General features: G+C 69.7%; 23 protein-coding genes and 1 pseudogene. 3 read left to right on the forward strand and 21 right to left on the reverse strand.

Going from position 1 to position 23,283, the window contains the following annotated elements; all coding sequences use genetic code 11:
- Positions 1-2: 2 nt before the first annotated feature.
- The 8 genes and pseudogenes from trpB to trpE all read right to left on the reverse strand — a co-directional run bounded on the left by trpB (position 3) and on the right by trpE (position 8,111).
- Positions 3-1,214: a tryptophan synthase subunit beta gene (gene trpB / locus ABJF88_15885; GenBank protein MEP0548418.1), complete on the reverse strand. Its 1,212-nt coding sequence runs from the start codon at positions 1,212-1,214 to the stop codon at positions 3-5.
- Positions 1,215-1,278: 64 nt separating this feature from the next.
- Positions 1,279-1,923, reverse strand: a complete 645-nt coding sequence (locus tag ABJF88_15890; protein MEP0548419.1) for a phosphoribosylanthranilate isomerase — start codon at positions 1,921-1,923, stop codon at positions 1,279-1,281.
- Positions 1,924-2,751 (reverse strand): indole-3-glycerol phosphate synthase TrpC, encoded by an 828-nt coding sequence (trpC, locus tag ABJF88_15895; GenBank protein ID MEP0548420.1) that lies wholly within the window; start codon positions 2,749-2,751, stop codon positions 1,924-1,926.
- Between the two features lie 115 nt (positions 2,752-2,866).
- Positions 2,867-3,910 (reverse strand): anthranilate phosphoribosyltransferase, encoded by a 1,044-nt coding sequence (gene trpD / locus ABJF88_15900; protein ID MEP0548421.1) that lies wholly within the window; start codon positions 3,908-3,910, stop codon positions 2,867-2,869.
- A gap of 69 nt (positions 3,911-3,979) precedes the next feature.
- Positions 3,980-4,567: an aminodeoxychorismate/anthranilate synthase component II gene (locus ABJF88_15905; GenBank protein MEP0548422.1), complete on the reverse strand. Its 588-nt coding sequence runs from the start codon at positions 4,565-4,567 to the stop codon at positions 3,980-3,982.
- A gap of 358 nt (positions 4,568-4,925) precedes the next feature.
- Positions 4,926-5,939: pseudogene (trpS, locus tag ABJF88_15910) on the reverse strand (tryptophan--tRNA ligase).
- Positions 5,939-6,538: a hypothetical protein gene (locus ABJF88_15915; GenBank protein ID MEP0548423.1), complete on the reverse strand. Its 600-nt coding sequence runs from the start codon at positions 6,536-6,538 to the stop codon at positions 5,939-5,941. The pseudogene trpS and the gene ABJF88_15915 overlap by 1 nt, the downstream one beginning before the upstream one ends.
- 22 nt (positions 6,539-6,560) lie before the next feature.
- Complete coding sequence (trpE, locus tag ABJF88_15920) at positions 6,561-8,111, reverse strand: anthranilate synthase component I (GenBank protein ID MEP0548424.1); 1,551 nt, start codon at positions 8,109-8,111, stop codon at positions 6,561-6,563.
- Positions 8,112-8,394: 283 nt separating this feature from the next.
- Between trpE and ABJF88_15925 the strand changes: the two genes are divergently transcribed.
- Positions 8,395-9,660: a hypothetical protein gene (locus ABJF88_15925; GenBank protein MEP0548425.1), complete on the forward strand. Its 1,266-nt coding sequence runs from the start codon at positions 8,395-8,397 to the stop codon at positions 9,658-9,660.
- Positions 9,661-9,795: 135 nt separating this feature from the next.
- On the opposite strand, the gene ABJF88_15930 is transcribed toward ABJF88_15925, so the two are convergent.
- The 6 genes from ABJF88_15930 to ABJF88_15955 form a co-directional block, all read right to left on the reverse strand.
- A complete protein-coding gene (locus ABJF88_15930) occupies positions 9,796-10,398 on the reverse strand; it encodes a hypothetical protein (GenBank protein MEP0548426.1) in 603 nt (200 codons plus the stop codon).
- Positions 10,399-10,417: 19 nt separating this feature from the next.
- On the reverse strand, positions 10,418-11,350 hold the full coding sequence (locus tag ABJF88_15935) for a thioredoxin domain-containing protein (protein MEP0548427.1): 933 nt from the start codon (positions 11,348-11,350) through the stop codon (positions 10,418-10,420).
- Positions 11,351-11,477: 127 nt separating this feature from the next.
- On the reverse strand, positions 11,478-12,119 hold the full coding sequence (locus ABJF88_15940; GenBank protein MEP0548428.1) for a methyltransferase domain-containing protein: 642 nt from the start codon (positions 12,117-12,119) through the stop codon (positions 11,478-11,480).
- Positions 12,116-12,664 carry a DinB family protein gene (locus ABJF88_15945; GenBank protein MEP0548429.1) on the reverse strand — a complete coding sequence of 183 codons (549 nt, stop codon included), beginning with the start codon at positions 12,662-12,664 and terminating at the stop codon, positions 12,116-12,118. Before ABJF88_15945 ends, ABJF88_15940 begins: the two co-directional genes overlap by 4 nt.
- The gene (locus tag ABJF88_15950; protein MEP0548430.1) at positions 12,612-14,207 is read right to left on the reverse strand and encodes a L,D-transpeptidase family protein; all 1,596 of its coding nucleotides are present in this window, start codon (positions 14,205-14,207) and stop codon (positions 12,612-12,614) included. The genes ABJF88_15945 and ABJF88_15950 overlap by 53 nt, the downstream gene beginning before the upstream one ends.
- Positions 14,208-14,282: 75 nt before the next feature.
- The gene (locus ABJF88_15955; protein MEP0548431.1) at positions 14,283-14,822 is read right to left on the reverse strand and encodes a class IV adenylate cyclase; all 540 of its coding nucleotides are present in this window, start codon (positions 14,820-14,822) and stop codon (positions 14,283-14,285) included.
- Positions 14,823-14,903: 81 nt separating this feature from the next.
- Between ABJF88_15955 and ABJF88_15960 the strand changes: the two genes are divergently transcribed.
- Positions 14,904-15,695, forward strand: coding sequence for a hypothetical protein (locus ABJF88_15960; protein ID MEP0548432.1), 792 nt, complete (start codon positions 14,904-14,906; stop codon positions 15,693-15,695).
- Here ABJF88_15960 and ABJF88_15965 read toward each other — a convergent pair.
- The 6 genes from ABJF88_15965 to ABJF88_15990 form a co-directional block, all read right to left on the reverse strand.
- The gene (locus tag ABJF88_15965; protein ID MEP0548433.1) at positions 15,692-16,150 is read right to left on the reverse strand and encodes a hypothetical protein; all 459 of its coding nucleotides are present in this window, start codon (positions 16,148-16,150) and stop codon (positions 15,692-15,694) included. The two genes, ABJF88_15960 and ABJF88_15965, sit on opposite strands and share 4 nt — an antisense overlap.
- A 137-nt stretch (positions 16,151-16,287) precedes the next feature.
- Positions 16,288-16,797, reverse strand: a complete 510-nt coding sequence (locus ABJF88_15970) for an HhH-GPD-type base excision DNA repair protein (GenBank protein ID MEP0548434.1) — start codon at positions 16,795-16,797, stop codon at positions 16,288-16,290.
- A gap of 117 nt (positions 16,798-16,914) precedes the next feature.
- Entirely contained in the window at positions 16,915-17,913 is a 999-nt protein-coding gene (gene hemB / locus ABJF88_15975) for a porphobilinogen synthase (GenBank protein ID MEP0548435.1), read from the reverse strand.
- A 56-nt stretch (positions 17,914-17,969) separates the two neighbouring features.
- Entirely contained in the window at positions 17,970-18,398 is a 429-nt protein-coding gene (locus ABJF88_15980) for an HD domain-containing protein (GenBank protein ID MEP0548436.1), read from the reverse strand.
- Positions 18,395-19,957, reverse strand: coding sequence for a cysteine--tRNA ligase (gene cysS / locus ABJF88_15985; GenBank protein MEP0548437.1), 1,563 nt, complete (start codon positions 19,955-19,957; stop codon positions 18,395-18,397). The genes ABJF88_15980 and cysS overlap by 4 nt, the downstream gene beginning before the upstream one ends.
- A 24-nt stretch (positions 19,958-19,981) precedes the next feature.
- A complete protein-coding gene (locus ABJF88_15990; protein ID MEP0548438.1) occupies positions 19,982-20,410 on the reverse strand; it encodes a SufE family protein in 429 nt (142 codons plus the stop codon).
- 160 nt (positions 20,411-20,570) lie between these two features.
- Between ABJF88_15990 and ABJF88_15995 the strand changes: the two genes are divergently transcribed.
- Positions 20,571-21,626, forward strand: a complete 1,056-nt coding sequence (locus ABJF88_15995; GenBank protein MEP0548439.1) for a DNA topoisomerase IB — start codon at positions 20,571-20,573, stop codon at positions 21,624-21,626.
- Here the strand turns inward: ABJF88_15995 and ABJF88_16000 are convergent.
- A complete protein-coding gene (locus ABJF88_16000; GenBank protein ID MEP0548440.1) occupies positions 21,623-23,221 on the reverse strand; it encodes a T9SS type A sorting domain-containing protein in 1,599 nt (532 codons plus the stop codon). The genes ABJF88_15995 and ABJF88_16000 overlap by 4 nt on opposite strands.
- Positions 23,222-23,283 lie beyond the last annotated feature (62 nt).

Below are 23,283 nucleotides of genomic sequence, written 5' to 3' on the forward strand. Positions count from 1 at the left end.
CGTCACAGGTTCGCGGCGATCGTCGCCATGTCTTTGTCGCCGCGGCCGGAGACGTTGACGACGACGATTTCGTCGGCGCGCATCTCGGCGCAGAGCGTGGGGAGCACGGCAATCGCATGCGCCGTTTCGAGCGCGGGGATGATGCCCTCCGTCCGCGCGAGCAGCTTTACGCCGTCGAGCGCGTCGGCATCGGAGACGGCGCGGTACTGGACGCGGCCGGTGTCTTTGAGGTGGCTGTGCTCCGGCCCGACGCCGGGGTAGTCGAGCCCGGCCGAGATCGAGTGGGCGATTTCGACCTGCCCGGCCGCGTCCTGCAGCAGGTAGCTCATCGCGCCGTGGAGCACGCCCGGCTGCCCGAGCGTGAGCGTCGCCGCGTGCCGCTGCCCGGCCGCCACGTCGAGCCCCTCGCCCGCCGCCTCGACGCCGACGAGCCGCACGCCCTCGTCGTCGAGGAACGGGAAGAAGATGCCGAGCGCGTTCGAGCCGCCGCCGACGCACGCCACGACGACGTCGGGCGTCTCGCGGCCCTCTTCGTGGAGCAACTGCCGCCGCGTCTCCTCGCCGATCACGCGGTGGAAGTCGCGCACCATCATCGGGTACGGGTGCGGCCCGACGACCGAGCCGATGATGTAAAACGTGTCGTCAGGGTTCGAGACCCAGTCGCGGATGGCCTCGTTCGTGGCGTCCTTCAGCGTCCGGCTCCCGCTCGTCGCGGGGCGGACTTCGGCGCCGAGGAGTTGCATCCGCTGAACGTTGAGGTGCTGCCGCTCGATGTCCTCGGACCCCATGTAGACGATGCAGTCGAGCCCGAACTTCGCGCAGACCGTCGCGGTGGCAACGCCGTGCTGCCCGGCGCCGGTCTCGGCGATGATCCGCCGCTTGCCCATCCGCCGGGCGAGGAGGACTTGACCAATCGTGTTGTTGATCTTGTGCGCGCCCGTGTGGCAGAGGTCCTCGCGCTTGAGGTAGATCTTCGGCCCCCCGAGCTTCGCCGTCAACCGGTCCGCGAACGATAGGGGCGTCGGGCGGCCGACGTAGTCGCGCAGCAGGTCCGCCACGTCGCGCTGGAAGCCAGGATCGTCTTTCGCCTCGGCGTACGCCGCTTTCAGCTCCGCCAAGACGGGGATGAGGATTTCGGGCACGAACGCGCCGCCGTAGGCGCCGAAGCGCCCGCGCTCGTCGGGGGCGGCGTATTGAGTTGTCGTCGTCTGCATCAGATCGGGAGGTAGAGACGCAGCATGCTGCGTCTGTACGGGGCGGCGCACGATGATAGGTTGGTCACTCGGCCTCGACGGCGGCACGGTAGGCCTCGAAGAAGTCGTAGAGCTTGTCGAAGTCCTTCACGCCGGGCGCGGACTCGACGGACGACGAGAGGTCGACGGCGAACGGCCGCATCGTGTCGATGGCCTCCTGCACGTTCGCGGCGTCGATGCCGCCGGCGAGGAAGAGGGGGAACTCCCCGGCGAGGTCGCGCGCGAGCCGCCAGTTGAAGCTCTCGCCCGTGCCGCCCCAGAGGCTCGTCTTGTGCGTGTCGAGCAGGAAGAAGTCGGCGATGCCCGCGTACGGCAGCATCAGCGCGCGGAGTTGCTCGGACGACGCATCGTGCTGGACCCGGAACGACTTGATCGTCGGAACCTCGACGGCGGCAACTGTCTCCGGCGTCTCGTGCCCGTGGAGTTGGGCAAGCGTGAACCCGACCTCGGCGCAGCGCGCGTTGATCGTCTCGGCGTTCTCGTTCACGAACACGCCGACGGACTCGATGCCGTCGAGCCAGCCGATGATCTCCTTCGCGGCTTTCGGCTCGACCCAGCGCGGGCTGTCGGGGTACTGGATGAAGCCGAGGTAGTCGGCCCCGGCGCCGGCGCAGTAGCGCGCGTCGGCGAGTTGGGTGATGCCGCAGATTTTGACTTTCGTTCGGGACATTTAGCTGGCGAGCCGGAGGGCGGGGTTGAGGAGGTCAGCGGTGTCGCGGCGGAGCTGGCGGAGCGCGTCGCCGGGCTGCCGGCTCCGCATGAACGTCTCGCCGATGAGGACGGCGTCGATCCCCCGGCGGCGGAGCATGGCGAGGTCGGCGGCGTCTCGGAGCCCGCTCTCGGCCACGCGCACGATGTGGGCGGGCACATCCGCGAGCAGGCGCGGCGCGCGCTCCACGTCCACGTCGAAGGTCTTGAGGTCGCGGTTGTTGACGCCGAGGATCTGAACCCGGTCGAGGTCGAGCGCAGCGAGTTCGTCCGCGTCGTGAACCTCGACCAGACATTCGAGCCCGAGGTCGGTGGCGGCGGCGTGGAGGTCACGAAGCTCGGCCGGGTCGAGCGCGGCGGCGATGAGGAGCACGGCGTCGGCGCCGTACGCGCGAGCCTCGACGAGCTGGTACGTGTCGACGACGAAGTCCTTCCGCAGGAGCGGGAGGTCGGCGGCGAGGCGGACCTTCGCGAGCACGTCGAGCGAGCCCTGGAAGTGCGTCGGCTCAGTGAGGACGGAGATCGCGGCGGCGCCGGCCCGCTTGTACGCCCGCGCGGTGTCGACGGGGTGGAAGTCTTCGGCGATCACGCCCTGCGACGGCGAGGCCTTTTTGATCTCGGCGATGATGGCGGGCGGCTGCGCGGAGCCGGAGCGGCGGAGGGCCTCGGCGAGCGAGAGGGTCGGCGCGCGGAACGCCGGGCGTGCTTCGAGCGCAGCGACGGGCACCTCCGATTTGCGGCGGAGCACGAGGGCGCGGGTATCGGCGAGGATCTGGTCGAGAATCGTCATGGCAGGAGCAGCGAGAGCGAGCGGAGAGAAGGAGCAGAGCACGTCAGGCGAGGCGCACGGGGCGCCATCGCTCGTTCGTAAATCGCTCGCTGTGGATCTGCTCTCGGGGCATGGGTCAGGCCGCGGCCGTCGCGTAGTCGTTGGAAGACGCGACGAGCGCGTCGAGCTTGGCGAGGGCGGCGCCGGAGTCGATGCTCTCGCGGGCGGCGTCGAGGCAGGCGCCGAGCCAGCCGTGGCTGCCGCTCGCGAGGAGGGCGTAGGCGGCGTTGAGGAGGACGATGTCGCGTTGCGGCCCGGCCTCGCCCTTCAAAATGGAGCGGACGATCTCGGCGTTCTCCTCCGCCGTCCCGCCCGAAAGATCGTCGGCGCGGACCCGGCTCAGTCCGTAGTGCTCGGGCGTGACGACCTGCTGCATCAGCGTCTGCGCGCCGAAGGGGTCGAGTTCGCTGCCCGTCTGGTAGACCGTCGTCGGGCTTGTGGTGCTCAGCTCGTCGAGGCCGTCGTGGGCGTAGATGCAGACGACGTGCTCGGAGCCGAGGCGGACGAGGATCTGCGCCATCATCTTCGCCGTGGCGTCGCTGAACGCGCCGACGAGCTGGCGCTTGACGCCGGCCGGGTTACAGAGCGGGCCGAGGATGTTGAAGAACGTCCGCACGCCGAGCGCGCGCCGCACCGGCATCACGTGCTTGAGCGCGGGGTGGTAGAGCGGGGCGAAGAGGAACGCGATCCCGGCCTCGCGCAGGCACGCCTCGACGCCGTCTTTCCCGAGCGACGTATCGACACCGAGCGCGGCCAATACGTCCGCCGAGCCGGCGTTCGACGACACCGCCCGGTTGCCGTGCTTCGCCACGACGACGCCCGCGCCGGCCGCGACGAACGACGCGCTCGTCGAGATGTTGAACGAGCCGGCGTGGTCGCCGCCCGTCCCGCACAGGTCGATGGCCCCCTCGGGCGCCTCGACCGTCACGGCGTACTCGCGCATCACACGCGTGAAGCCGGTCAGCTCGTCGAGCGTCTCGCCCCGGCTGCGGAGACCGAGCAGGAGCGCGGCGATCTCTTCGGAGGAGGCGTTGCCCTTGAGCAGCAGGTGCATCACGGCCTCGGCCTGCGACTCGGTGAGGGTGTCGCCTTCGGCGATGATCTGGAGGTATTCGCGCAAAACGGTGGGGAGGTTGAGGTACGGGCGACCGGCCGGTCGCCCTGTTACGGGCAGGCAGGAGACCCGCCCCTACGGAATGGGGGCGAAGGCGTCGACGCGCTGAAGCCAGTTGGCGATGAGCTTCGGGCCCTCGACGGTCAGCACGCTCTCGGGGTGAAACTGGATGCCTTCGATGGGGAAGGCGCGGTGCCGGAGGCCCATGATGACGCCGTCGTCGGTCTCGGCCGAGACTTCGAGTTCATCGGGCAGCGTGGTGCGTTCGACGGCGAGCGAGTGGTAGCGCGTGGCGATGAAGTCCTGCGGCACGTCCTCAAACACCGTCTGCCCGTCGTGGTGAATCTGGCTCGTCTTGCCGTGCATCAGCGTCGGCGCGTGGACGACGCGCCCGCCGAACACTTCGCCAATCGCCTGGTGTCCGAGGCACACGCCGAGGATGGGCGTCGTCTCGCCGAACGTGCGGATCAGGTCTTCGGAGATGCCCGCGTCGGCCGGGCGGCCGGGGCCGGGCGAGATGAGGATCGCCCGCGGCGCGAGGTCGCGCACGTCGTCCACCGTGAGGGCATCGTTACGGACCACGCGGTAGTCGTCCGTCCCCGCACCGACGAGGTGGACGAGGTTATACGTAAACGAGTCGTAGTTGTCGACGATGAGGATCACAGGCGGTTCAGTCGAGAGCGCTTCAATTCAGATTGTCATTGCGAGGAGGCCGCAGGCCGACGCGGCAATCTCCCGATTTAGGCAATCGGTCTGCTGAAGCGAGGAGGTTGCCACGTCACTCGGCTACGCCTCGCTCCTCGCAACGACAGGTTTATTGGTCGTCTTGCCATGTAGGTTGCTTCTCTTCCTCTCGGTCAACGGGCCCAGCAGTGTCCATCGGCTTAGCGGAGTCATCAAAAGACTCTTCCAACACACTCTCTCTGGAAGCTTCTTGGTCCGAATGATCTGCTGGAGCACGCTCTGTAGCGTATTCAGAATCTTGGCGCTCAGCTGGGGCAGAGGTCGGTGCAAGCGTCGTGACGAGACCGACGCGCTCGCGGACGCGCTCCATCACGTCAGTCGCGCGGGCCTGGGCGCGGAGGGCGCCGTCGCGGAGCACGTCGCGGACGTAGTCACGGCGCTGGTCCAACTCTTTCCGCCGCTCGCGAGCTTCGGCGAAGTAGGCCGTGATGAGGCCGAGGAGTTCTTTTTTGGCGTGGCCGTAGCCGTAGCCGCCGGCGCGGTACGCCGCCGCGATCTCCTCGCGCTTCGCGTCATCGGCGAAGAGCTTGAGGAGGGCGAAGACGTTGTCGGCGTCGGGGTCCTTCGGCTCTTCGAGCGGCGTCGAGTCGGTGACGATCGCCATCACCTTCTTCTTCAGCGCCTTGCCCTCGTCGAAGATGCCGATCGTGTTGCCGTACGACTTCGACATCTTCTGCCCGTCGAGGCCGGGGACGACGGCAACGTCGTCGAGAATCAGCGGGTCGGGGACGGGGAAGAGCGGGGTGTCCCCGCAGAACTCGGCGTTGAACTTCTGCGCGAGGTCGCGGCTGATCTCGATGTTCTGCTTCTGGTCCTGCCCGACAGGCACGAGCAGAGGCCGGTCCGGCTGTCCGTAGATCAGGATGTCGGCCGCTTGCAGCACGGGGTACGTGAAGAGCCCGCCGTTCGCTGTGATGCCCTGCGCGACCTTGTCCTTGTACGACACGCCCTTTTCGAGTTGGCTGACGGGCGTGAGGCAGAGGAGGATCCACGCGAGCTCTGTCACCTGCGGCACGTCGCTCTGGAGGAAGAGCGCCGCCGCGTCGGGGTCGAACCCGAGCGCGAGGTAGTCGAGCGCTACGTCGAGGCTGTACCGCTCCAGCGCCGCCGCGTCCCGCACCGTCGTGAGGGCGTGGTAGTTGACGATGAAGTAGAACGCCTCGTGCCGCCGCGCCGGGTCGTTCCCGATCGCGATGTGCTGGCGGAGCGCGCCGAAGTAGTTGCCGAGGTGGAGTGTCCCCGACGGCTGGATGCCGGAGACGACGACGGCGTCGGAAGGAGAAGCGGGCATCAGCGCGGCGGGATATCGATGGCGGGCTGCTTCATCGCGCCGGCGTGGTGCTCGTCGTGCGCGAGGTCGACGGGCGTTTCGGTAGCATCGTCTACCGGCACGGAGGTGGCGCGCGTCGAGCGGGAGTCGGGCCGGCGCATCCTCGTCACGATGGGGTGGAGCACGCCGAGGCGGGCCTCGCTGCCGGTGACGTTGTTCTCCAGAATCGCCGTCGTGCGGAGCTGGTGGTGGGCGAGGCCGAGCGTATCGTTGAGCGCGTTGCGGTAGGCCCGCTCCGCGTCGTCGAGCGCGTGGATGATCTCGGCATCGGTGCCGCCGAGGCGGACGTCGGGGTCGAGGTCGGTGCCGTTGGGCGGCGTGCCGGCGAGGGAGAAAATCGTCTCCTTCAGCTTGGCGAGCTCGGTCCGCGCGCGGTTCATCACGTCATTGAGACGGTCAGCGAGGCTGCGGTCGCCGAGGTGACGGATGGCGGCATCGTAGGCGTGGAGGAGGTCGTGGTGCCGCCGCACGAGCGGCATGAGGGCGTCGACGCTCTCTTCGCGCGTCATCGAGCGGCCGGCGCCGCCGCGGAACATCACGGACTTGACGAGGGGATACATGGCGATGGGGGTTGGGGGGAGGTCAGAGGAGGCCGTCGGCGGCGACGCGCATGGCGTCGAGGAGGGCGCGGGCTTTGGTACGGGTTTCTTCGTATTCGAGGCCGGGGTCGCTGTCGGCGACGATGCCGGCACCGGCCTGGATGTAGGCGGTCTGCCCACGGATCAGCATCGTGCGAATCGCGATGCACGTGTCCATGTTTCCCGAGAAATCGGCGTAGCCGACGGCGCCGGCGTAGACGCCGCGCTTGCCGGTCTCGAGCTCATCGATCAGCTCCATCGCGCGGACCTTCGGCGCGCCCGAAACGGTCCCGGCGGGGAAGCACGCCGCGAGCACGTCGAAGGTCCGCTGCTCGTCGGCGACTTCGCCGCTCACCGACGAGACGAGGTGCATCACGCGGGCGTAGCGCTCGACCGTCGCGTAGCGCTCGACCTCGACGGTCCCGACGCGGCAGGCGCGGCCGAGGTCGTTCCGCCCGAGGTCGACGAGCATGAGGTGCTCGGCCCGTTCTTTCGGGTCGGCGACGAGTTCGGCTTCGAGCGCCGCATCTTCTTCCGGCGTATCGCCGCGCCGCCGCGTCCCGGCGATGGGGAGGACTTCGGCGCGGCGCGATCCTTCGGGTGTTCCCTCGACGCGGACGAGCACTTCGGGCGACGAGCCCGCGAGCTGGAAGCCGTCGAAGTCGAGGAAGAAGAGGTACGGCGAGGGGTTCACCTGCCGGAGCGCGCGGTAGAGGTTGAACGGGTCGCCGGCGAACGGGAGCGCGAACCGCTGCGAGAGGACGACCTGGAAGATGTCGCCCTCGACGATGTGCGTCTTCGCCCGCCGCACCGACGCCTCGAACTCGGCCCGCGTGACGTTCGACTGCGGGTCGCGGTCGCGGAGGGCGACGGGCTCGGGGAGCATGATCGGCCCCGTCGTGAGCCCGGCTTCGAGGAGGTCGAGCCGGTCGCGGGCGTCGTCCCACGCATACGCGAGGTCGGTGTCGTCGTCGACGAAGACCGTCGCCATGAGGACGAGCTGGCGGGCGACGTGGTCGAAGGCGGCGACGGTGTCGTAGAACGCCCACAGCGCGTCGGGCACGTCGTCGCCGGGGATCGTGTCGGGCGGCGCGTTGCCGAGGCGTTCGAGCGAGCGCACCGTGTCGTACCCCATGAACCCGACGGCACCGCCGGTGAAGCGCGGCAGCCCGGGCTGCTTGACCTCTTCATAGGCGTCGACGAGCCGCGCCATCACCTCGTACACGGTGCCTTTTTCGGGGCGAGGCGGGGCACCGTCGCCCAGCGAGAGGTCGCCGCCACGGCGGACCCAGACATCGTCTCCGCGCGCTTCGACGATCTGATACGGCCGCGTGCCGAGGAACGAGTACCGCCCGAGCCGCTCGCCGCCCTCGACGCTTTCGAGCAGGAAGCTGAACGCGCCGGGCTCGCGGAGCGCGAGGAACGCCGCGACCGGCGTGAGCAGGTCGGCGCTGCGGCGCCGGCAGACGGGCACGGCGAGGAGGCGAGCCTCGGAGCGGCGCGCGCCGGAGCGGCGGCGATCGGCGATGAGGGAGCGGAAGGTCGGGAAGTCCATAAAAAAAGCCCACTGCTTGGGAGGGCAGCGGGCGGCGAAGTCGTCGTGCTCGAAAGCGTTACGCGACGGCGCACGGGCAGCCCACGGTCCGGGGGGAGATCCACCAGAGCCAGGAATGGGCGGTATGGGCGTGCAGGCGCGTCACGGCTCAAAGGATACGCCCGAACGAAGCCGTGATGCAACCGCATCTTTTCGCGAGCGGCTCCGAAAGAGGAGGCACCTTCCACCAGCCGCCCGACCGATGCATCGTTTGTTTCCTCTCGCGTTGTCGTTGCTCCTCGCCGTGCCCGCCACCGCCCAGACGTCGGAGGACTACGTCCGTGTCCCCTTCAACGTCTCGCTCTGGCGCGGGGTCAGCCTCGGCGATGCCGTCGCGGGCGATACGAGCCGGCGTGTGCTGCACCACGTCTCGCTAAATCTCCCGCTCGGACAGGCCGACCGGCTCGAAGGCGTCGCCGTCGGTGTGTTCGGGACGGTGTACGAGGAGTCGGCGTACGGGCTGCAAGTTGCCGGACTGGGGAACGTGGCGGGGGAGGAGGCGGAGGCGATTCAGGTCGCCGGGTTGGCGAACGTCGTCGGCAAGCACATGCGCGGGGTGCAGGCGTCGGGCCTCGCGAACGTCGTCGGCGAGCGCATGAGCGGGGTGCAGGTGTCGGGCTTGGCGAACGTGGTCGGCGAGCGTGGCGGGTTCGTGCAGGCGGCGGGGTTGGCAAACGTCGCGGGAGAGCGGTTCGGAGGCGTGCAGGCGGCCGGGCTGGCGAACATCACGGGCGACGCGTTCTGGGGCGTGCAAGCGTCGGGGCTGGCGAACATCGCGGGCGAGGAGGCCGTCGGCATCCAATCGGCCGGGCTCGCGAACATCGTGGGCGACGAGATGCGCGGGGTGCAGTCGGCGGGCCTCGCGAACGTCACGGGCGATGACATGGTCGGGATTCAGGGGGCCGTGTTCAACGTCGTCGGCGGGACGCTGCGCGGGGTGCAGGCGGGCGTCGTCAACGTCGCGGCGGAGTCGGCGGGGCTGCAACTCGGTATCGTGAACGTGGCGGGCGAGCAGCGCGGGATCCCAGTCGGGCTCTACTCGAGGACGGACGGCGTGCCGGTCCGGCTCGACGTGTGGACGGACGAGACGGCGGCGCTCCACGTCGGCATCCGGTCGGGAAGCGCGACGGTGGCGAACTACGTCGGCGTCAGCGCGCGACCGTTCAGCGGGGCGGCGTATCGGTGGAGCGTCTTCGCCGGGCTCGGGGTGGAACGGTCGCTCGGCCCGCGCACGGCGTGGGGGGGCGACGCCTTCGTGCACGGCCTCTTCGCCGAGGACTTCGGCGACGTCGGCGGCGCGCTCGTCCGCCTCCGCGCGACGCTGACGCAGGCCCTCAGCGACCGCGTCGCCGTCTTCGGCGGCCCCGCCCTCAGCCTCCTCCTCTCCGACGACTTCGACGGCGACGGCCTCGCCCCGTTCTCCGTCTACGACGACGTCACCGACGACGGGTTCGTCCGCCTCTGGCCCGGCCTCGAAGCCGGCCTCCGCCTCCGCATCACCGACGGCTAATGCCGCTCCCGCCAGCGTTTCTTCTTCGAGCCCAACCCACAAAACAAGTCATCCCCGCGCAGGCGGGGACCCAGCGCCGAAGCTAGCCGGTGGGTCCCCGATCAAGTCGGGGATGACTCGCTTATACGGCTGGCCTTACAGCGCAGCCTCGCCCTCTGAGAAGGCTGTTGCCACGCCGGGGTTCTGTTCGACAAACGCTCTAAGCGCATCTGAGGCCTCACTACGCTGAGACTGGCGCATCGTGCGAAAGTCGTTCGTTAGCGCTTGAATCGTCCGGATCGGCCCCCAAGGAATAGCCCACCATCCGAGCAGTGCTGTCATCAGCGCCGCACGCTTCGCCTGTGCCGCGAGACAAGCAGGGCAAGCAACGACGGTGCGCTTGTCGAGCGACGTAACCAGCACAAAGCTCTTAGCATCTGCGACCACGCCACCGTTGAGTGGGTGGTCGCTCTTGCCACACGCCGGACATCGTTGCTTCCGAACGGCCTCTACTAGGAGATCTAGATCGCGTCGTGAGAGCGAGCGGGTTTGCGCTTCTACTGCTCGCCCAACGGCGGAATTAATTCCGCGTGCGGTGAGCTCACTATTGAGTACCCGAAGTGCTTCTGGTGTGAGGTCGGCAGCTTCATGCAACGCAATTTGAAGCAGCCGCTCGTCTGGCATTCGGCGATAGTGCTCGGCGAGTTGCTCAGACACGGCTCCTTGAATGTCTAGATCAGAAAAAGCGAGGCCTTGCATTGCTACCGAGTTTAGCCTCTCACGAATCCTGCTTCGCCTCCTGAATGAGGGCGTCGAACGCTTCGAGCGGCTGGGCGCCGTTGACGAAGCGGCCGTTGACGAAGAAGCCCGGCGTGCCGGTCACGCCTAGCTCCTCGCCGAGCGCCATGCCTTCGGTGAGCGCGGCGACGGCCTGCTGGTGCGACGCGGCGGTCTGGTCCTCGGTGCACGTCGCCCACGCCTCCATGTCGAGGTCGGAGCCGGCGAGGTAGGCCCGGCTCTGCGCGATGACGTTGCCGGGGTTGAGCGTGCGCTGGTTGGCGAAGTAGTTGTCGTGGAGCGTCCAGAACGCGTCGCCGTCCTGCTGCGCGGCGCAGAGCGCGGCGATCGAGGCGGGCCGCGCCCACGGGTGGTTGCCGAGGGGGAACTGCACGTACACGAAGCGCACGTCCTCGGGATACTTCTCGATCACCTGCTCGACCGTGCCGGCCGCGCGCGAGCAGTACGGGCACTGGAAGTCGGAGAACTCGACGATCGTCACCGGCGCGTCGGGGTTGCCGCGCACGGGGAGATCCGACGTGGCGGCGACGAGCCGTTCGCCGCGCTCCTTCGCTTCGGTGAGGGCGGCCTGCTCGCGCTCCATGCGGGCGGCGGCGAGGTCGTCCGCCGAGCGGCTCACATCGACGGGGTCGGCCGAGACCATGTAGAGCTGCGTGTCGTCGTCGGTGACGAGGAAGAGCTGCGTCTGCTGGCCGTTGATCGTGAACGAGCCCTTGCTCAGCCCCTCGACCTCCGTCGGCTCGATGTCGCCGAGGTCGACGCGGTACTGCTGGAGTTGGGGGAACTCGTAGACGAGGTTGGCGAGGATACGCGCTTTGCGTTCGGCGGGCGTGGGCTCGCTCGCGGCCTGGCCGCAGGCGGTCTGCCCGAAGGCGAGGGCGACGAAGGTGAGGAGGAGGAACAGTCGGGTCATCGGATCGGGCACGAGAGTGGGGAGGTCGGGGTGGGCAGAACGGGCGGGGGGCGCGTGGGAGTACGCGGCGGGGACCGCTCGGCGAGAAGGTACGGGTAAGAACAAGCGGAGCCGAAACGGCCCGCCGTTACGAGGCGCGCTCGGCGACGGCGATCATCGACTTGGCGAGCACCGGCACGCGGCCGACGCGCTCGAACGAGATCGCGCCGAAGCCCGACTGCCGCAGCAGCCGGCCGAGCGTCTCGACGGAGAAGAACTTGATGTGGCCGTGCTTCCACAGCGCGTTGAAATGGGTTTCCATCTTGCCCGTCAGCGCGAGCGCGAGGTTCTTGAGGTAGCCGTGGTACGGCGTCGAAACCACCGCGATGCCGCCGGGCGCAACGAGGTCGAAGAGCCGGTGCCCGAACACGTGGGGGTCGTAGAGGTGCTCGACGACTTCGAGCGAGAGCACGACGGGGAACGTGCCGTACGCGGCGGCGAGGTCGTCGTACGCCGAGCCGACATGGAGGGCGACCTCGGGGTAGGCCTGCCGGCCGCGCGCGATGCCATCCTCCGAGGGGTCCACGCCGGTCACGTCATATCCCTGCGCGGCGAAGTGCGCCGCGACGGACCCGTTCCCGCAGCCGAGGTCGAGCAGGCGGCATGCGGAGAGCCCGCGCCGCGCGAGGATGCGCTCGACGGCGGGCAGCAGGTAGGCGTGGTGGAAGCCGAGGTCGGCGGTTCCGTAGCCGTACGTGCCGGCGCTGAGATCCGGGGGGACGGACGTCATGAGAGCGCGTCGGCGGGGAGGATCTGGCCGAGGTGGTGGCGGAGGTGGGCGCCGTAGTCCCGCATCAGGTCGTCGAGCGTGGCGGGCACGCCGGCGGGGAACGGCTGCCACGCGATCTCGTCGAGGTTGTGGCGCTCGTACTCCCGGAACCGAACGGCGGCGGGCACGGCGTCCATCACGCGGACGAGGTGCGTGTTGTACATCCACCACAGCGTGACGAGCGACGGCCAGTCGGCCTCGCGGTAGCGCTGCGTCTGGACCCATGCGTCCTGCTCGTAGCCGGGGAAGACGAGGTCGTCCTGCTCCTGCGCGCGGACGAACCGCTGGTGGTTGTTCGCCGCCGAGTCGATGAGGTGGCCGAGGGTCTCCTTCGGCGACCAGCGGTTCGGGCTCGGGCGCTGCGTCACGTCATCGTCGGCGAGGCGGAGGAGGGCGGGGGCGGCCCGCTCCACGAGGTCGTGGAGGCGAGCGATGAAATCGTCGTCGGGCATATCAATGGGCGGCGTCGAGTCCCAGCGCGTCAGCGAGTGCATCGTCGTGGTCATAGATGTCTTCGTGGAAGGCGAGGCCGGCGTCGCCGTCGGCCGTCGCGGTGAAATAGACGAGGTGGACGGGGAGCGGCTCGGGCAGGGCGACGGGCTGCGTGGCGTGGCCGTCGAGCGCGGCGTCCACCTTCTCCGGCGTCCACCCGTGCCAGCCGAGGAGCTGGCGGGCGAGCTCGCGGGGCTCGGCGGCGCGGATGCAGCCGTGCGAGTAGGCCCGGCTGGGGCGCGAGAAGAGGCGCTTCTGGTTCGTGTCGTGGATATAGATGTCGTCCGCGTTGGGGAAGGCGAACTTCACCTCGCCGAGCGGATTCGCCGGGCCGGCCGACTGCACGAAGCGGTACGTCCCTGCACCCGCCGTCTCCCAGTCCACCGTCGCCGGGTCCACGCGGGCGCCGCCGCTGTAGACGTTGTAGCCCCGGCTCGTGAGGTACTCGGCCCCGTTGCGCCGCGCCAGCGGGATCGTCTCGACCGACGCGATCGACGGCGGCACGCCCCACGTCGGGTTGAAGATGACGGCCGTCATCGTGTCGCTGAAGACGGGCGTCTGCCAGCTCTTGAGCCCGATCACGACGTTCATCGCGAGCACGTCCGCCCCGCCTTCGACGACGTGGAGGCGGAACGCGGGGAGGTTGACGAGGACGTGCCGCGCGCCGAGGTCGTCGGGCAGCCAGCGCCAGCGTTCGAGGTTGAGCACGATCGCGCGGGCCCAGTGTTCGGGCGAGCGGTTGAGCGCGTGCCGCGTCGCCGGGTCGAGGTCGCCCGTCGCGTCGAGTCCGTGTTGCTGCTGGAAGCGGCGGACGGCGTCGGCGACGTCACCGGAATAGGCGAAGGCGAGGCTGTCGGGCACGTCGGCGCTGTCGAGCGCGCCGAAGAGGGCGAGGCGCTGGCGGACGAGCGGGACGCGCACGCTCTCGTCGCCGAGCGTGAGGGTGCTGGCGGGGAGGATGATCGGGAGGTCGACATCCGCGGCGGCGCGGGAGCGGGCGAGCGCCGAGCGGAGGTGGTCGTATGCCGCGTGCGGAGGCCGCAGCCCGTCGAGTGCGCCGCCGAGGTCGCCCGATTCGAGCGCGGCGGAGAGGACGGTGGCGAGGTCGCGGTCGCGCCGCGTCGGGTACCACTTCTCGTAGAGCGTCGCCGGGTCGACACGCCCGCGCAGGAGGTGCTCGCCGAGGCGGAGGAAGGCGTCGGTGAGGAGGAGGTCGCGGTCGGCGACGGCCTCGGGCGAAGCTTCGGCCGAGGCGAACGCCGTGCGGAGTTGGGCGAGGCGGTACGCCTCGGGGTCGAGCCCGTCGTTCGCGCTGTCCTCGATGAGCGCGAGGAATGCTTCGCCGTGGCCGCCCCATGCGGCGGTGTGGCCGCGCTCGGCGTAGAACCGGAACAGGTCGGCGTGCACTTCGACGCGTTCGCCCCCGATCTGGGCGGTGCCGCTCGCGGTGTCGAGGCGGGCGCGGAGGGCGTCGCTCGGGGCGGGGGACGAGGCCTCGGCCGGGGCGGCGAGGGCGAACAGGACGAGCGCGACGAGCGGGCGGAAAGCGGGGTGCATGGGGGGCGGCGTGCGTGGAGGGGCGGAGGCGCGGAAGCTAGAGCGAATACGGCTCCGACGCTAGCACGCCCGTCCCTATTCCCGAAGGAGATCGCTGTACGACACGGCGACGAGGTCGCGCTCACGGACGCCGAGCGCGGCGAGCATCCGCTCGCACTGCGCCCGCAGCACCCCTTCGGTCCGGTGAGTATCGTCCGCTATCGCCTCAACTTCAACGAACGATCCCAATCCTTCCACCCGGTCGAGGTGGACTTTGACATTCCCGACGAAGTAGATCTCCCGCGTCTTGTCCACGACGACGAGCACGCCGAGCGCTGCGGTGAGTGCGGCTTTGAGCGCTGAGGCGTCCGGGCCGGTCGGGTAGAGCGTTACGTCGGAACGCTTCGGACCGGCGGCGTCCGGGCGGTCGTAGTGGATGAGGGCGCGCTCGACGGTGCCTTCGCGGAGCTTGAGGCGCCCGTGTGGGACGCGGAAGTACGTGTCGATCTGCCGGTCCACGTCGGGGCCGGTGGCATGCTGTTCGGCGAGGACGGCGCGGGCGCGGTCGAGAGCCTGCCCTGAGCCTGGCGATGGATCGGCGCAGCGGGCTTTGAACTCGACGTTGAGGTGCTGCATCGGGCGGAAGATTTTCGGCGATGGGGAGAAACCGGGACGGTCGGGAGTATAGCGCCCGCCTCCTTTCCATCCGCCCCGCCGATGCCGTTCTCCCAAGCCCGTCTCGACTTCGACCCGTCCCGCGACGGGTTCGCCTTCCCCAACTCGTTCCGCTGGACCGAGCCCGACCTCGTCTACCTCCACCGAATGCTCCGCCCGGTCGCAGGACCGGGGGTGGCGGCGTTGCCCGCCGTGGGCGGTGCGGTCTCCGGCGGGTGGCGAGGGCTCGCGGCCGGCACAGCGGTCGGGGCGGGGCTCGCGTGGGCCGGGCTCGCGCCCGCGCTCGTCCGGGCGAGCGCGCAGCGGTGGCCGTCGTTCGGGCTCTGCGGCGGGATGGCGCTCGCGGCGGCCGAGCGCTGGCCGCGCCGCGCCGGGCTCCCCACGGCTGAGCTGCAAGCAGACCGGCTGCGTCCCCTGCTCTGGCGGCGGCAAGCGGACACGCTCCGCGCCGCCGCCCCGACGTTCCTCCGCTATTGGCTGTCCGCCCGGCTCGGCCGCGCGCGGTTCGGCGATGCCCTGCTCAGCGAATGGACCACGATCCGGGGGCAGATCGACGCGGGGCGGCCCGTCGTGCTCGGGCTCGTCGGCGATGCGCCGGACCCGTTCGCGCAGCATCAGGTCCTCGCCTTCGGCTACGCCGGCACCGACACGCGCGGCACGCTCTCGGTCTACGACCCCAACAGCCCCGGCGTGGAGCTGGAGATCGCCTTCACCGTCGCCGACGGCCGCGCCCGCATCACGACGGATCTTCCGACCGGCCCAACGCGCTCCGGCGGCTACCACATCAGCACGAGGCCGGGCCGGCTCGACATGGTGTTCGCCGTCGACGTTTAGCCGGGTTCGGGCGGGGGGCGACGGTTCCGCTCCCGGCGGAGGAGCTGCTCGATCTTCTTCCGCAGCGTGATGTTCTCGAACACAACGCCCACGCACCGCTCCGGCATCGGGAACGCCTTCACGGCGAAATACCCCCGCTGGACACGCTCGTCCCCTTCGTACTCGAACGACCCGAGGTTGACCGATGGGTCGCCGAGGCTCACGTCGGCATACGTCTGGGGCAGGTCCGTGCCCCGGAGCGCCGGGAACGCCTCATCAATCGTCTGGCCGACGAGGAGGTCGAGGTCGGTGCCGGTGTAGCGCGATGCCACCGCGTTCGCGTAGACGAGGGTGAGGCTGCTGGTCTCCTCGGGGACGACGAGGTGGTAGATGAGCAGGCCCGTGTTGAGCGCGTCGAAGAGCGATGACACGGCGGTGACGACGGACTGCACGCCGGGCGGGAGGTCGGGGGCCATGAGCGGGGGGGTGAGGGGGAGTTCCTGCTGCGCGGGCGCGCGACGCCCGGATGGCAGCAGGCTCCGGTGTAAACCTGCCCTGATGATAACGACCGTGGCCGATGCGAGGTTGCGGCGGGCCGTCTCCGCGGCGGCGGTCAGCCCCTCGCCGAGAGGTCGAGATCCTGGAAGTAATACAGACAGAACTTCAGCTTCTTCGCCTTCAGCGGGCCGAAGCCCGGCAGCTTCCGCAGCCGCTTCTCCACCGTCGCGAGGTCGGCCCCGTCGGCCCACAGATTCGCGGCGTCGCCATCGTATTCGTCGGCGAGGAGGCGGGCGACGGCCTGCGTCCGGTCGGCCATCGTGTTCGTGAATCGATGGACGGCCGGTGACTGGGCGAACACCTCTTTAAAGGCGTCGGCGTCGTGATCCGCGATCCGGCGCATCTCGAAGTGGCCGAGTCGCTGCTTCAGCTTGAGCGGGCCGCAGAACGCCGTCTCGGCGAGCACGCGCTGGTCGAAGAGGAGGCCGAGCACGACGGCGTTCGCGTCGTCGCGGAGGAACTGGTCGGCGTCGGGGTCCTTCGTGGCGGTGCCTTCTTGCTGGAGCCGGTCCAGCATGCGGACGAGCCCGCCGTCGAGTTCGGAGTAGTCGGCTGCAATCGACATAGAATCAGAGGTAGGGACGCCCCGCCGGGGCGTCTGCACGGTCGGCGATGGGGAGCGAATCGGAGGGAGAGACGCAGCATGCTGCGTCTGTACGGGTCGGCGGTGGGACGCGTCCCCTCACCCCTCGCGGAGCCAACGGGCGAGGTCTTTGGCGAAGTAGGTGAGGATGAGGTCGGCGCCGGCGCGACGGATGGCGGTCGTGGCTTCGAGCGCGGCGGCGCGGAGGTCGAGCCAGCCGCGCTCGGCGGCGGCGTGGAGCATGGCGTACTCGCCCGAGACGTGGTAGGCGGCGATGGGCACGTCGGTGATCTCGCGAACGCGGTAGATCACGTCGAGGTAGGCGAGCGCGGGCTTGACCATCACCATATCGGCGCCCTCGTCGAGGTCGAGGAGAACTTCGCGCAGGGCCTCGCGGGCGTTCGCCGGGTCCATCTGATACGTCTTTTTGTCTGTCGGCACGCCGGCTTTCTGGCGCGGCGCGGAGTCGAGCGCGGCGCGGAACGGGCCATAGAACGACGAGGCGTACTTCGCGGCGTACGAGAGGATCGCGGTGCGGCTGAAGCCCGCTTCGTCGAGCGCGGTGCGGATGGCGGCGACGCGGCCGTCCATCATGTCGCTCGGCGCGATCACGTCGGCCCCGGCCTCGGCCTGCACCACGGCCATCCGGGCGAGCGCGTCCAGCGACTCGTCGTTCACCACGTAGCCGTCCCGGACGATGCCGTCGTGGCCGTCCGACGAGTACGGGTCGAGCGCAACATCGCTGACGATGACGAGGCCGGGGACGGCGGCTTTGACGGCGCGAATCGCGCGCGGGAAAAGGCCGTTCCGGTTCGTGCCCTCGCTGCCCATCGCGTCTTTAAGCGCGTCCGGGAGGGCGGGGAAGAGGGCGACGGCGGGGATCCCGAGGTCGAACACTTCCTGCGCTTCCTCGACGAGCCGGTCGATCGAGAAGCGGAACTGCCCGGGCATCGCGTCCACCGGCTCGCGCTTGCCCTCGCCGTCGATCACGAAGAGAGGCATGATGAGGTTGTCGGTGGAGAGCCGCGTCTCGCGGGCCATCCGGCGGATAGTGTCGGTGCGTCGGAGCCGGCGCGGGCGGTGCAGGGGAGGGGGCATCGGGGTGGGGAAGACCGTAGGGGCGCAGCACGCTGCGCCCGAGGTGGGGAATGGTGTCAGTCGTACTGCGTGAGCCGGAGCCAGGCGCGGCGGTAGCGGTCGAGCCGCTCGCGGTCGCGCTCGGTGAGGTCGCCGAGGCGGCGGACGTCGAGGTTGTCGTCGATGTCGGCGAGCTTGACGCGGCGGGCGATGGGGTGGACGGCGGCGCGCTCGATGAACGCCTCGTACAACTCGCCCTCGCGCCGTGTCAGGCAATCGATGGCCGTGACGACGTCGTCGGCGAAGCCGCGCGCGCGGAGGGCGTCGAGCGTCCAATCCGAGTCCTCGACCACGTCGTGGAGCACGGCGGCGATCTGCGCGGGCTCGTCGCGGAACTGCGCCATGAGCCGGAGCGGGTGGAGGACGTACGGCTGCCCGGCCTTGTCGGTTTGCCCGCGGTGCGCGGCGACGGCGATCTCGATCGCGTCTTCGATGCCCGCGCTCATGCGTTCACTTTTTTGCGCCACGTCGAGCCCTGCGGCGAGTCCATTACCTCGACCCCGAGCGCGTCGAGCTCGTCGCGAATGGCATCGGCGCGGGCGAAGTCTTTGGCGGTGCGGGCGGCGACGCGCTCGGCGATGAGGGCGTCCACCTGCTCAGCGAGCGGGTCGGCGGCATCGGCGGGCGCGCCGTCACCTTCGTGATTTACGATCCCGAGGAGGGCGTTGACGCGGTCGAGGAACGACTTCGCCGCGCGGGCCGAGGGCGCGTTGAGGTCGTGGGCCGAGATGTGGCCGACGCCGGCGAGCACTTCGCGAAGGGCGACGGGCGTGTTGAGGTCGTCGCAGAGCCCGGCGAGCGCGTCGTCGTAGGCGTTGTCGAGCAGCTCTTCAAGGGCGCGGTCCTCGTCGCGCGCGTCGCCGCCGGCGGCCTCGCCCTGCGGGATCAGCACGTCGTAGGCGTGGCGGATGCGGGCCGTGAGCTTGACGGCGGCCTTGAGGTTCTTCTCGGTGAAGTTGAGCGGTTTCCGGTAGTGCCCCGAGATGAGGGCGTAGCGGACGGCGAGTGGGTCGATCCCGCGCCCGCCCTCGCTCTCGGGTGCGACGAGGTCGCGAACGGTGAAGAAGTTGCCGCTCGACTTCGCCATGCGCTCGCCCTCGACGCGGAGGAAGCGGGTGTGGAGCCAGACGCGGGCGAAGGGCTGTCCGGTCAGGCTCTCGGCCTGCGCGATCTCGCACTCGTGGTGCGGGAAGATGAGATCCTCGCCCCCGGTGTGCACGTCGATCGTCTCGCCGAGGTACTGCCGCGCCATGACCGAGCACTCGATGTGCCAGCCGGGGAAGCCCCACGGCGTGCCCTCGGCGAACGGGCTGTACCACCGCATGAGGTGGCCGGCCTGATCCGTCGTCGTCTTCTTCCAGAGAGCAAAGTCCCGCGGGTCCCGCTTCGCCGCGTCGGTGACGACGGCGCGGGTCTCGGCCGCCGCGCCCGTCGCCAGCCCCTCGGCGTCGCGGTTGCCGCTGAGCTTGCCGTAGTCGGGGAAACTCGGGACGTGGAAGTAGACGCCGTCGGCGGTCTCGTAGGCGTGACCGGCTTCGATGAGGGCCTCGACGGCTTCGATCTGCTCGCGGACGTGCTCGGTGGCGCGGGGGCGGACGTCGGGCTCCAGCAGGTTCAGCGCGCGCCAGTCGTCGAGGAGCGCGTCGGTGTAGTGGCGGGCGAGGTCCCACACGTTCTCGAACCCCTCGCCCTCCTTCGAGCGCAGTGCCTTCGCCATCTTGTCCTCGCCCGAGGCGTCGGCGATGTCGTCGTCGGTGAGGTGGCCGACGTCAGTGACGTTGCTCACCATGCGTGTCCGCCAGCCGAGCGCCCGCGCCGTCCGCAGGAGGAGGTCGGTCGTGAGGAACGTGCGGAAGTTGCCGATGTGGGCATAGGAGTAGACCGTCGGACCGCAGGAGTAGACGCGGAGGAGCGGGTGGCCCTCCGCATCGCGCTGCGTGGGCTCGACGGGCTCGGCCTGCCGGGTGAGGGTGTTGTAGAGCGTCAGCTCGGGCGAGGTGTCCATACAGAAGAAGGAGGTGTCGGGGGATCAGTCGGCGTAGCGCTTGGCGGCCTGCTGCATGCGCTGGAGCATCGAGGCGAGGCCGCCCTGCCGCGCGGGCGTGAGGCTGTCGGCGAGGCCGGCGTCGCGGATGAACGCGGGGTCCACGGCGAGGACGGTCTCAGGCGTCTCGTCGTTGAGCCCGTTGACGAGCATCGCGACCATGCCTTGCGCGATCTGGCCCTCGGCGGCGGCGCGGAAATGCATCGTCCCGCCCCGGTGCTGCGCGTCGAGCCAGACGCGGGAGACGCAGCCGGGGACGAGGTACGTGCTCACCTTGCCCTCGGCGGGGTAGTCGCCGAGTTCTTTGCCGTAGTCGAGAAGGAGGAGGTAGCGCGCCGTCTTGTCGTCGAGCGAGCCCAACTCGTCCACGTAGGTCTGGAGCTTCGGGGGGAGAGTCGTCGTGGAGTCAGGCATAGCAGGGCAGGGTTGGCGGCGTTCAATTCTATCGACTAACACGGGACCGTGCCGCTGAGGTCCGTGCCACGCGGGTGAAGATGGGGCGGAATCCCCTGTCAGTGCCGCGAACCTCGGGCCGGGCCGCGCGGTTGACAGCGTTCCCCTCTCGCCGTTACGCATGTCTCCGTCTCCCGATCTCCCCGCTGCCGACCCGCAGGGCACCGCCGAAGCCGCCGGGCTCGTCTACGTCACCGACGCCGAGCCCGGCCTCGCGCGCCGCCGCCGCGGGCGCGGCTTCTCGTACCACGACCCCGACGGCGACCTCGTCCCCGACGCCGAGCGCGACCGCGTCGAAGCGCTCGCGATCCCGCCCGCGTGGGACGAGGTCTGGATCTGCCCGCTCCCCAACGGCCACCTCCAGGCGACGGGCCGCGACGAGAAAGGGCGCAAGCAGTACCGCTACCACGAGCGGTGGGGCGAGGTGCGCGGCCGGGTCAAGTTCGACCGGATGGTCCCGTTCGGCGAGGCGCTGCCGGCGCTCCGCAGCCGCGTCGAGAGCGACCTCGGCCGCAAAACGCTCGACCGCGATAAGGTCCTCGCCCTCGCCGTCCGCCTCCTCGACCAGACCCTCATCCGCATCGGCAACCCCGAGTACGCCGAGGCCAACGACTCCTACGGGCTCACCACGCTCCGCGACCGCCACGTCGCCTTCGACGGGGCCGAGGTGCGGTTCTCGTTCGTCGGCAAGAGCGGGAAGGAGCAGGAGGTCGCGCTCAAGGACCGGAAGCTCGCCCGCCTCGTGAAGCGGTGCCGCGACATCCCCGGCTACACCCTCTTTCAGTACTACGACGGCTCCGACAAGGACGCCATCGGCTCCGGCGACGTGAACGCGTACCTCCGCGAGACGACGGGGGCGGCGTTCAGCGCCAAAGATTTCCGGACGTGGGGCGGCACCGTGCTCGCCGCCAAAGCCCTCCGCGCGCGCGGCGAGGCCGAGGACGAGACCGCCGCCGACCGCCACTGCCTCGACGTGGTGAAGGAGGTGGCGGCCGGGCTCGGCAACACCGTCGCCGTGTGCCGGAAGTATTACGTCCACCCCGACATCGTCGCGGCGTACTGCGAGGGCGGCCTGCTCGACGCGATGAAGCGGCGGAACGCGGGCAACACGCCGTCGGGGTTAGAGCCGGCCGAGGCCGCCGTGCTGAGCGTGCTGAAGGACCGGCTCCCAAGCTAGCGCACGAGCATCACCTTCTGCGCCTGCCGCCCGCCGCCCGCTTCGAGCACGACGAGGTAGATCCCGATCGGTAGGCCCGCCGCGTCGAAGGCCGTTGTGTGGTCGCCCGCCGCGAGCGGGCCCTCGGCCAGCGTGCGCACCCGGCGGCCGAGCACGTCGTACACCGCGAGGCGGACGGGTCCGGGCTCGGCGAGGGAGAACGCGACCGTCGCGCGGTCGCGCGCGGGGTTGGGGTAGACGGCGTGGAGCCGGAGCGTGCTCGGGTTGGCAGCGTGGCCCTCGCTGGCGACGGGCAGCCGCGCGTCGAAGAGGGAGCCGTCGTCGTAGGCGGCTTGCACGCGGTCGCTCGCAGCGCGGAGTTCGGTGATGGAGTCGAGGTTGCTGGTCCCCTGCGCGAAGAGGAACGCGATGTCGAACATGCGCGCCTCGCCGGGTTGGAGCGAGAACGGCGGCGCGGTGGGGATGATGCGGTGGTTACCTCCCGAGTTGGCTCCGCCCTCGCAGTTGTTGGTGTTGCTCCAGCACTCGTTCGCGACCGGGTCGCCGGGAAACGCCCAGACCGTGACGGGGCCATCCGTCCCATATCCAATCCCTGAGGCCGTCTGGGGTGTACCATCGTTCCAGAGCCCCCGCTGCGTGCGATCTATTTCAATTTTGAGGCGGGGGTCGCTCAATGGGCCTGATGAGTTAGTGGCATAGCGGAAGCTTCCCAACCCGGCGCCGAGGAAATCGAACCCGGCGGCCGGAGGGACGCCGTAGCGGCTGTCCGTCTCGCTCGCGTTGTAGTAGTAGCCGAGGCCGCGCGTCGTGTCGACGCCTTCGTATTCATCCGACACATCTCCCATGTCGGTATCGGCCCAGACGGAGAGGCGGGCGTCTTCGAGCGGGAGCGTGTTCCGGTTGACGAGGCGGTAGCGGTAGAACGTCGCCTGGTCGAAGGCGGCGTCGGGGCTGGAGATGGCGAAGGCCGTCGCCTGCACCTCCAGCCCGATCGGTTCGGACTCGGACCGCACGTGCTCGTTGCCGACATCGTTCATCACCCAGAACGCCGTCTGACTCCCGTAGATGCGCGGCCGGTCGCCGCCTGCCAGGTTGTAGTTGCCGCTCACTCCGTCGCCATCGACCACTTCGGCGCCGAGTTCGGCGGGCCACTCGGCGAGGTCGGCCGTGGCGATGCCGGTGGCGTCGTACGCCTGCACGTCGAGCGTGCTCACCACCCAGATCCGGTCCCAGTCCGAGCAGTCGTCGGGATCGGGGAGCGTGGCTCCGTCTTCCAACGGGCCGGGCCACAGGTCGAAGTCGAGGAACGTCGCTGCCGCCACGCGGAGTTCGCCACCGACCGTGCCGCCGACCCACAGGTTCGCTGCGAAGATGGCGGTGTTACCGGACTCTTTCGGAACGACGTACGCGCTCTGCACGAAGCCGCCGTCGGCGGGTCCGTAGAACAAGTTGCCGTTGTTGAGGAGCGTGGCCCGGACGTCGCTGATGTCGAGGTCGGCGGAGGCCGTCCCGGGGTCGCAATTGCCGGGCGTCTGCGCGAGGGGAGATGCGGCGGCGAGGAGGAGAAGGGCGATGGCCGTAGCGGAGAGGCGCATAGGGGGCACGGAAGGAATAGTCGGTTCTTTCGGTTAGGATAGCAAGCACGTCAGAGAGCCTC

The sequence above is a fragment of the Rhodothermales bacterium genome, from assembly GCA_039944855.1.
Taxonomy (GTDB): Bacteria; Bacteroidota; Rhodothermia; order Rhodothermales; family JANQRZ01; genus JBBSMX01.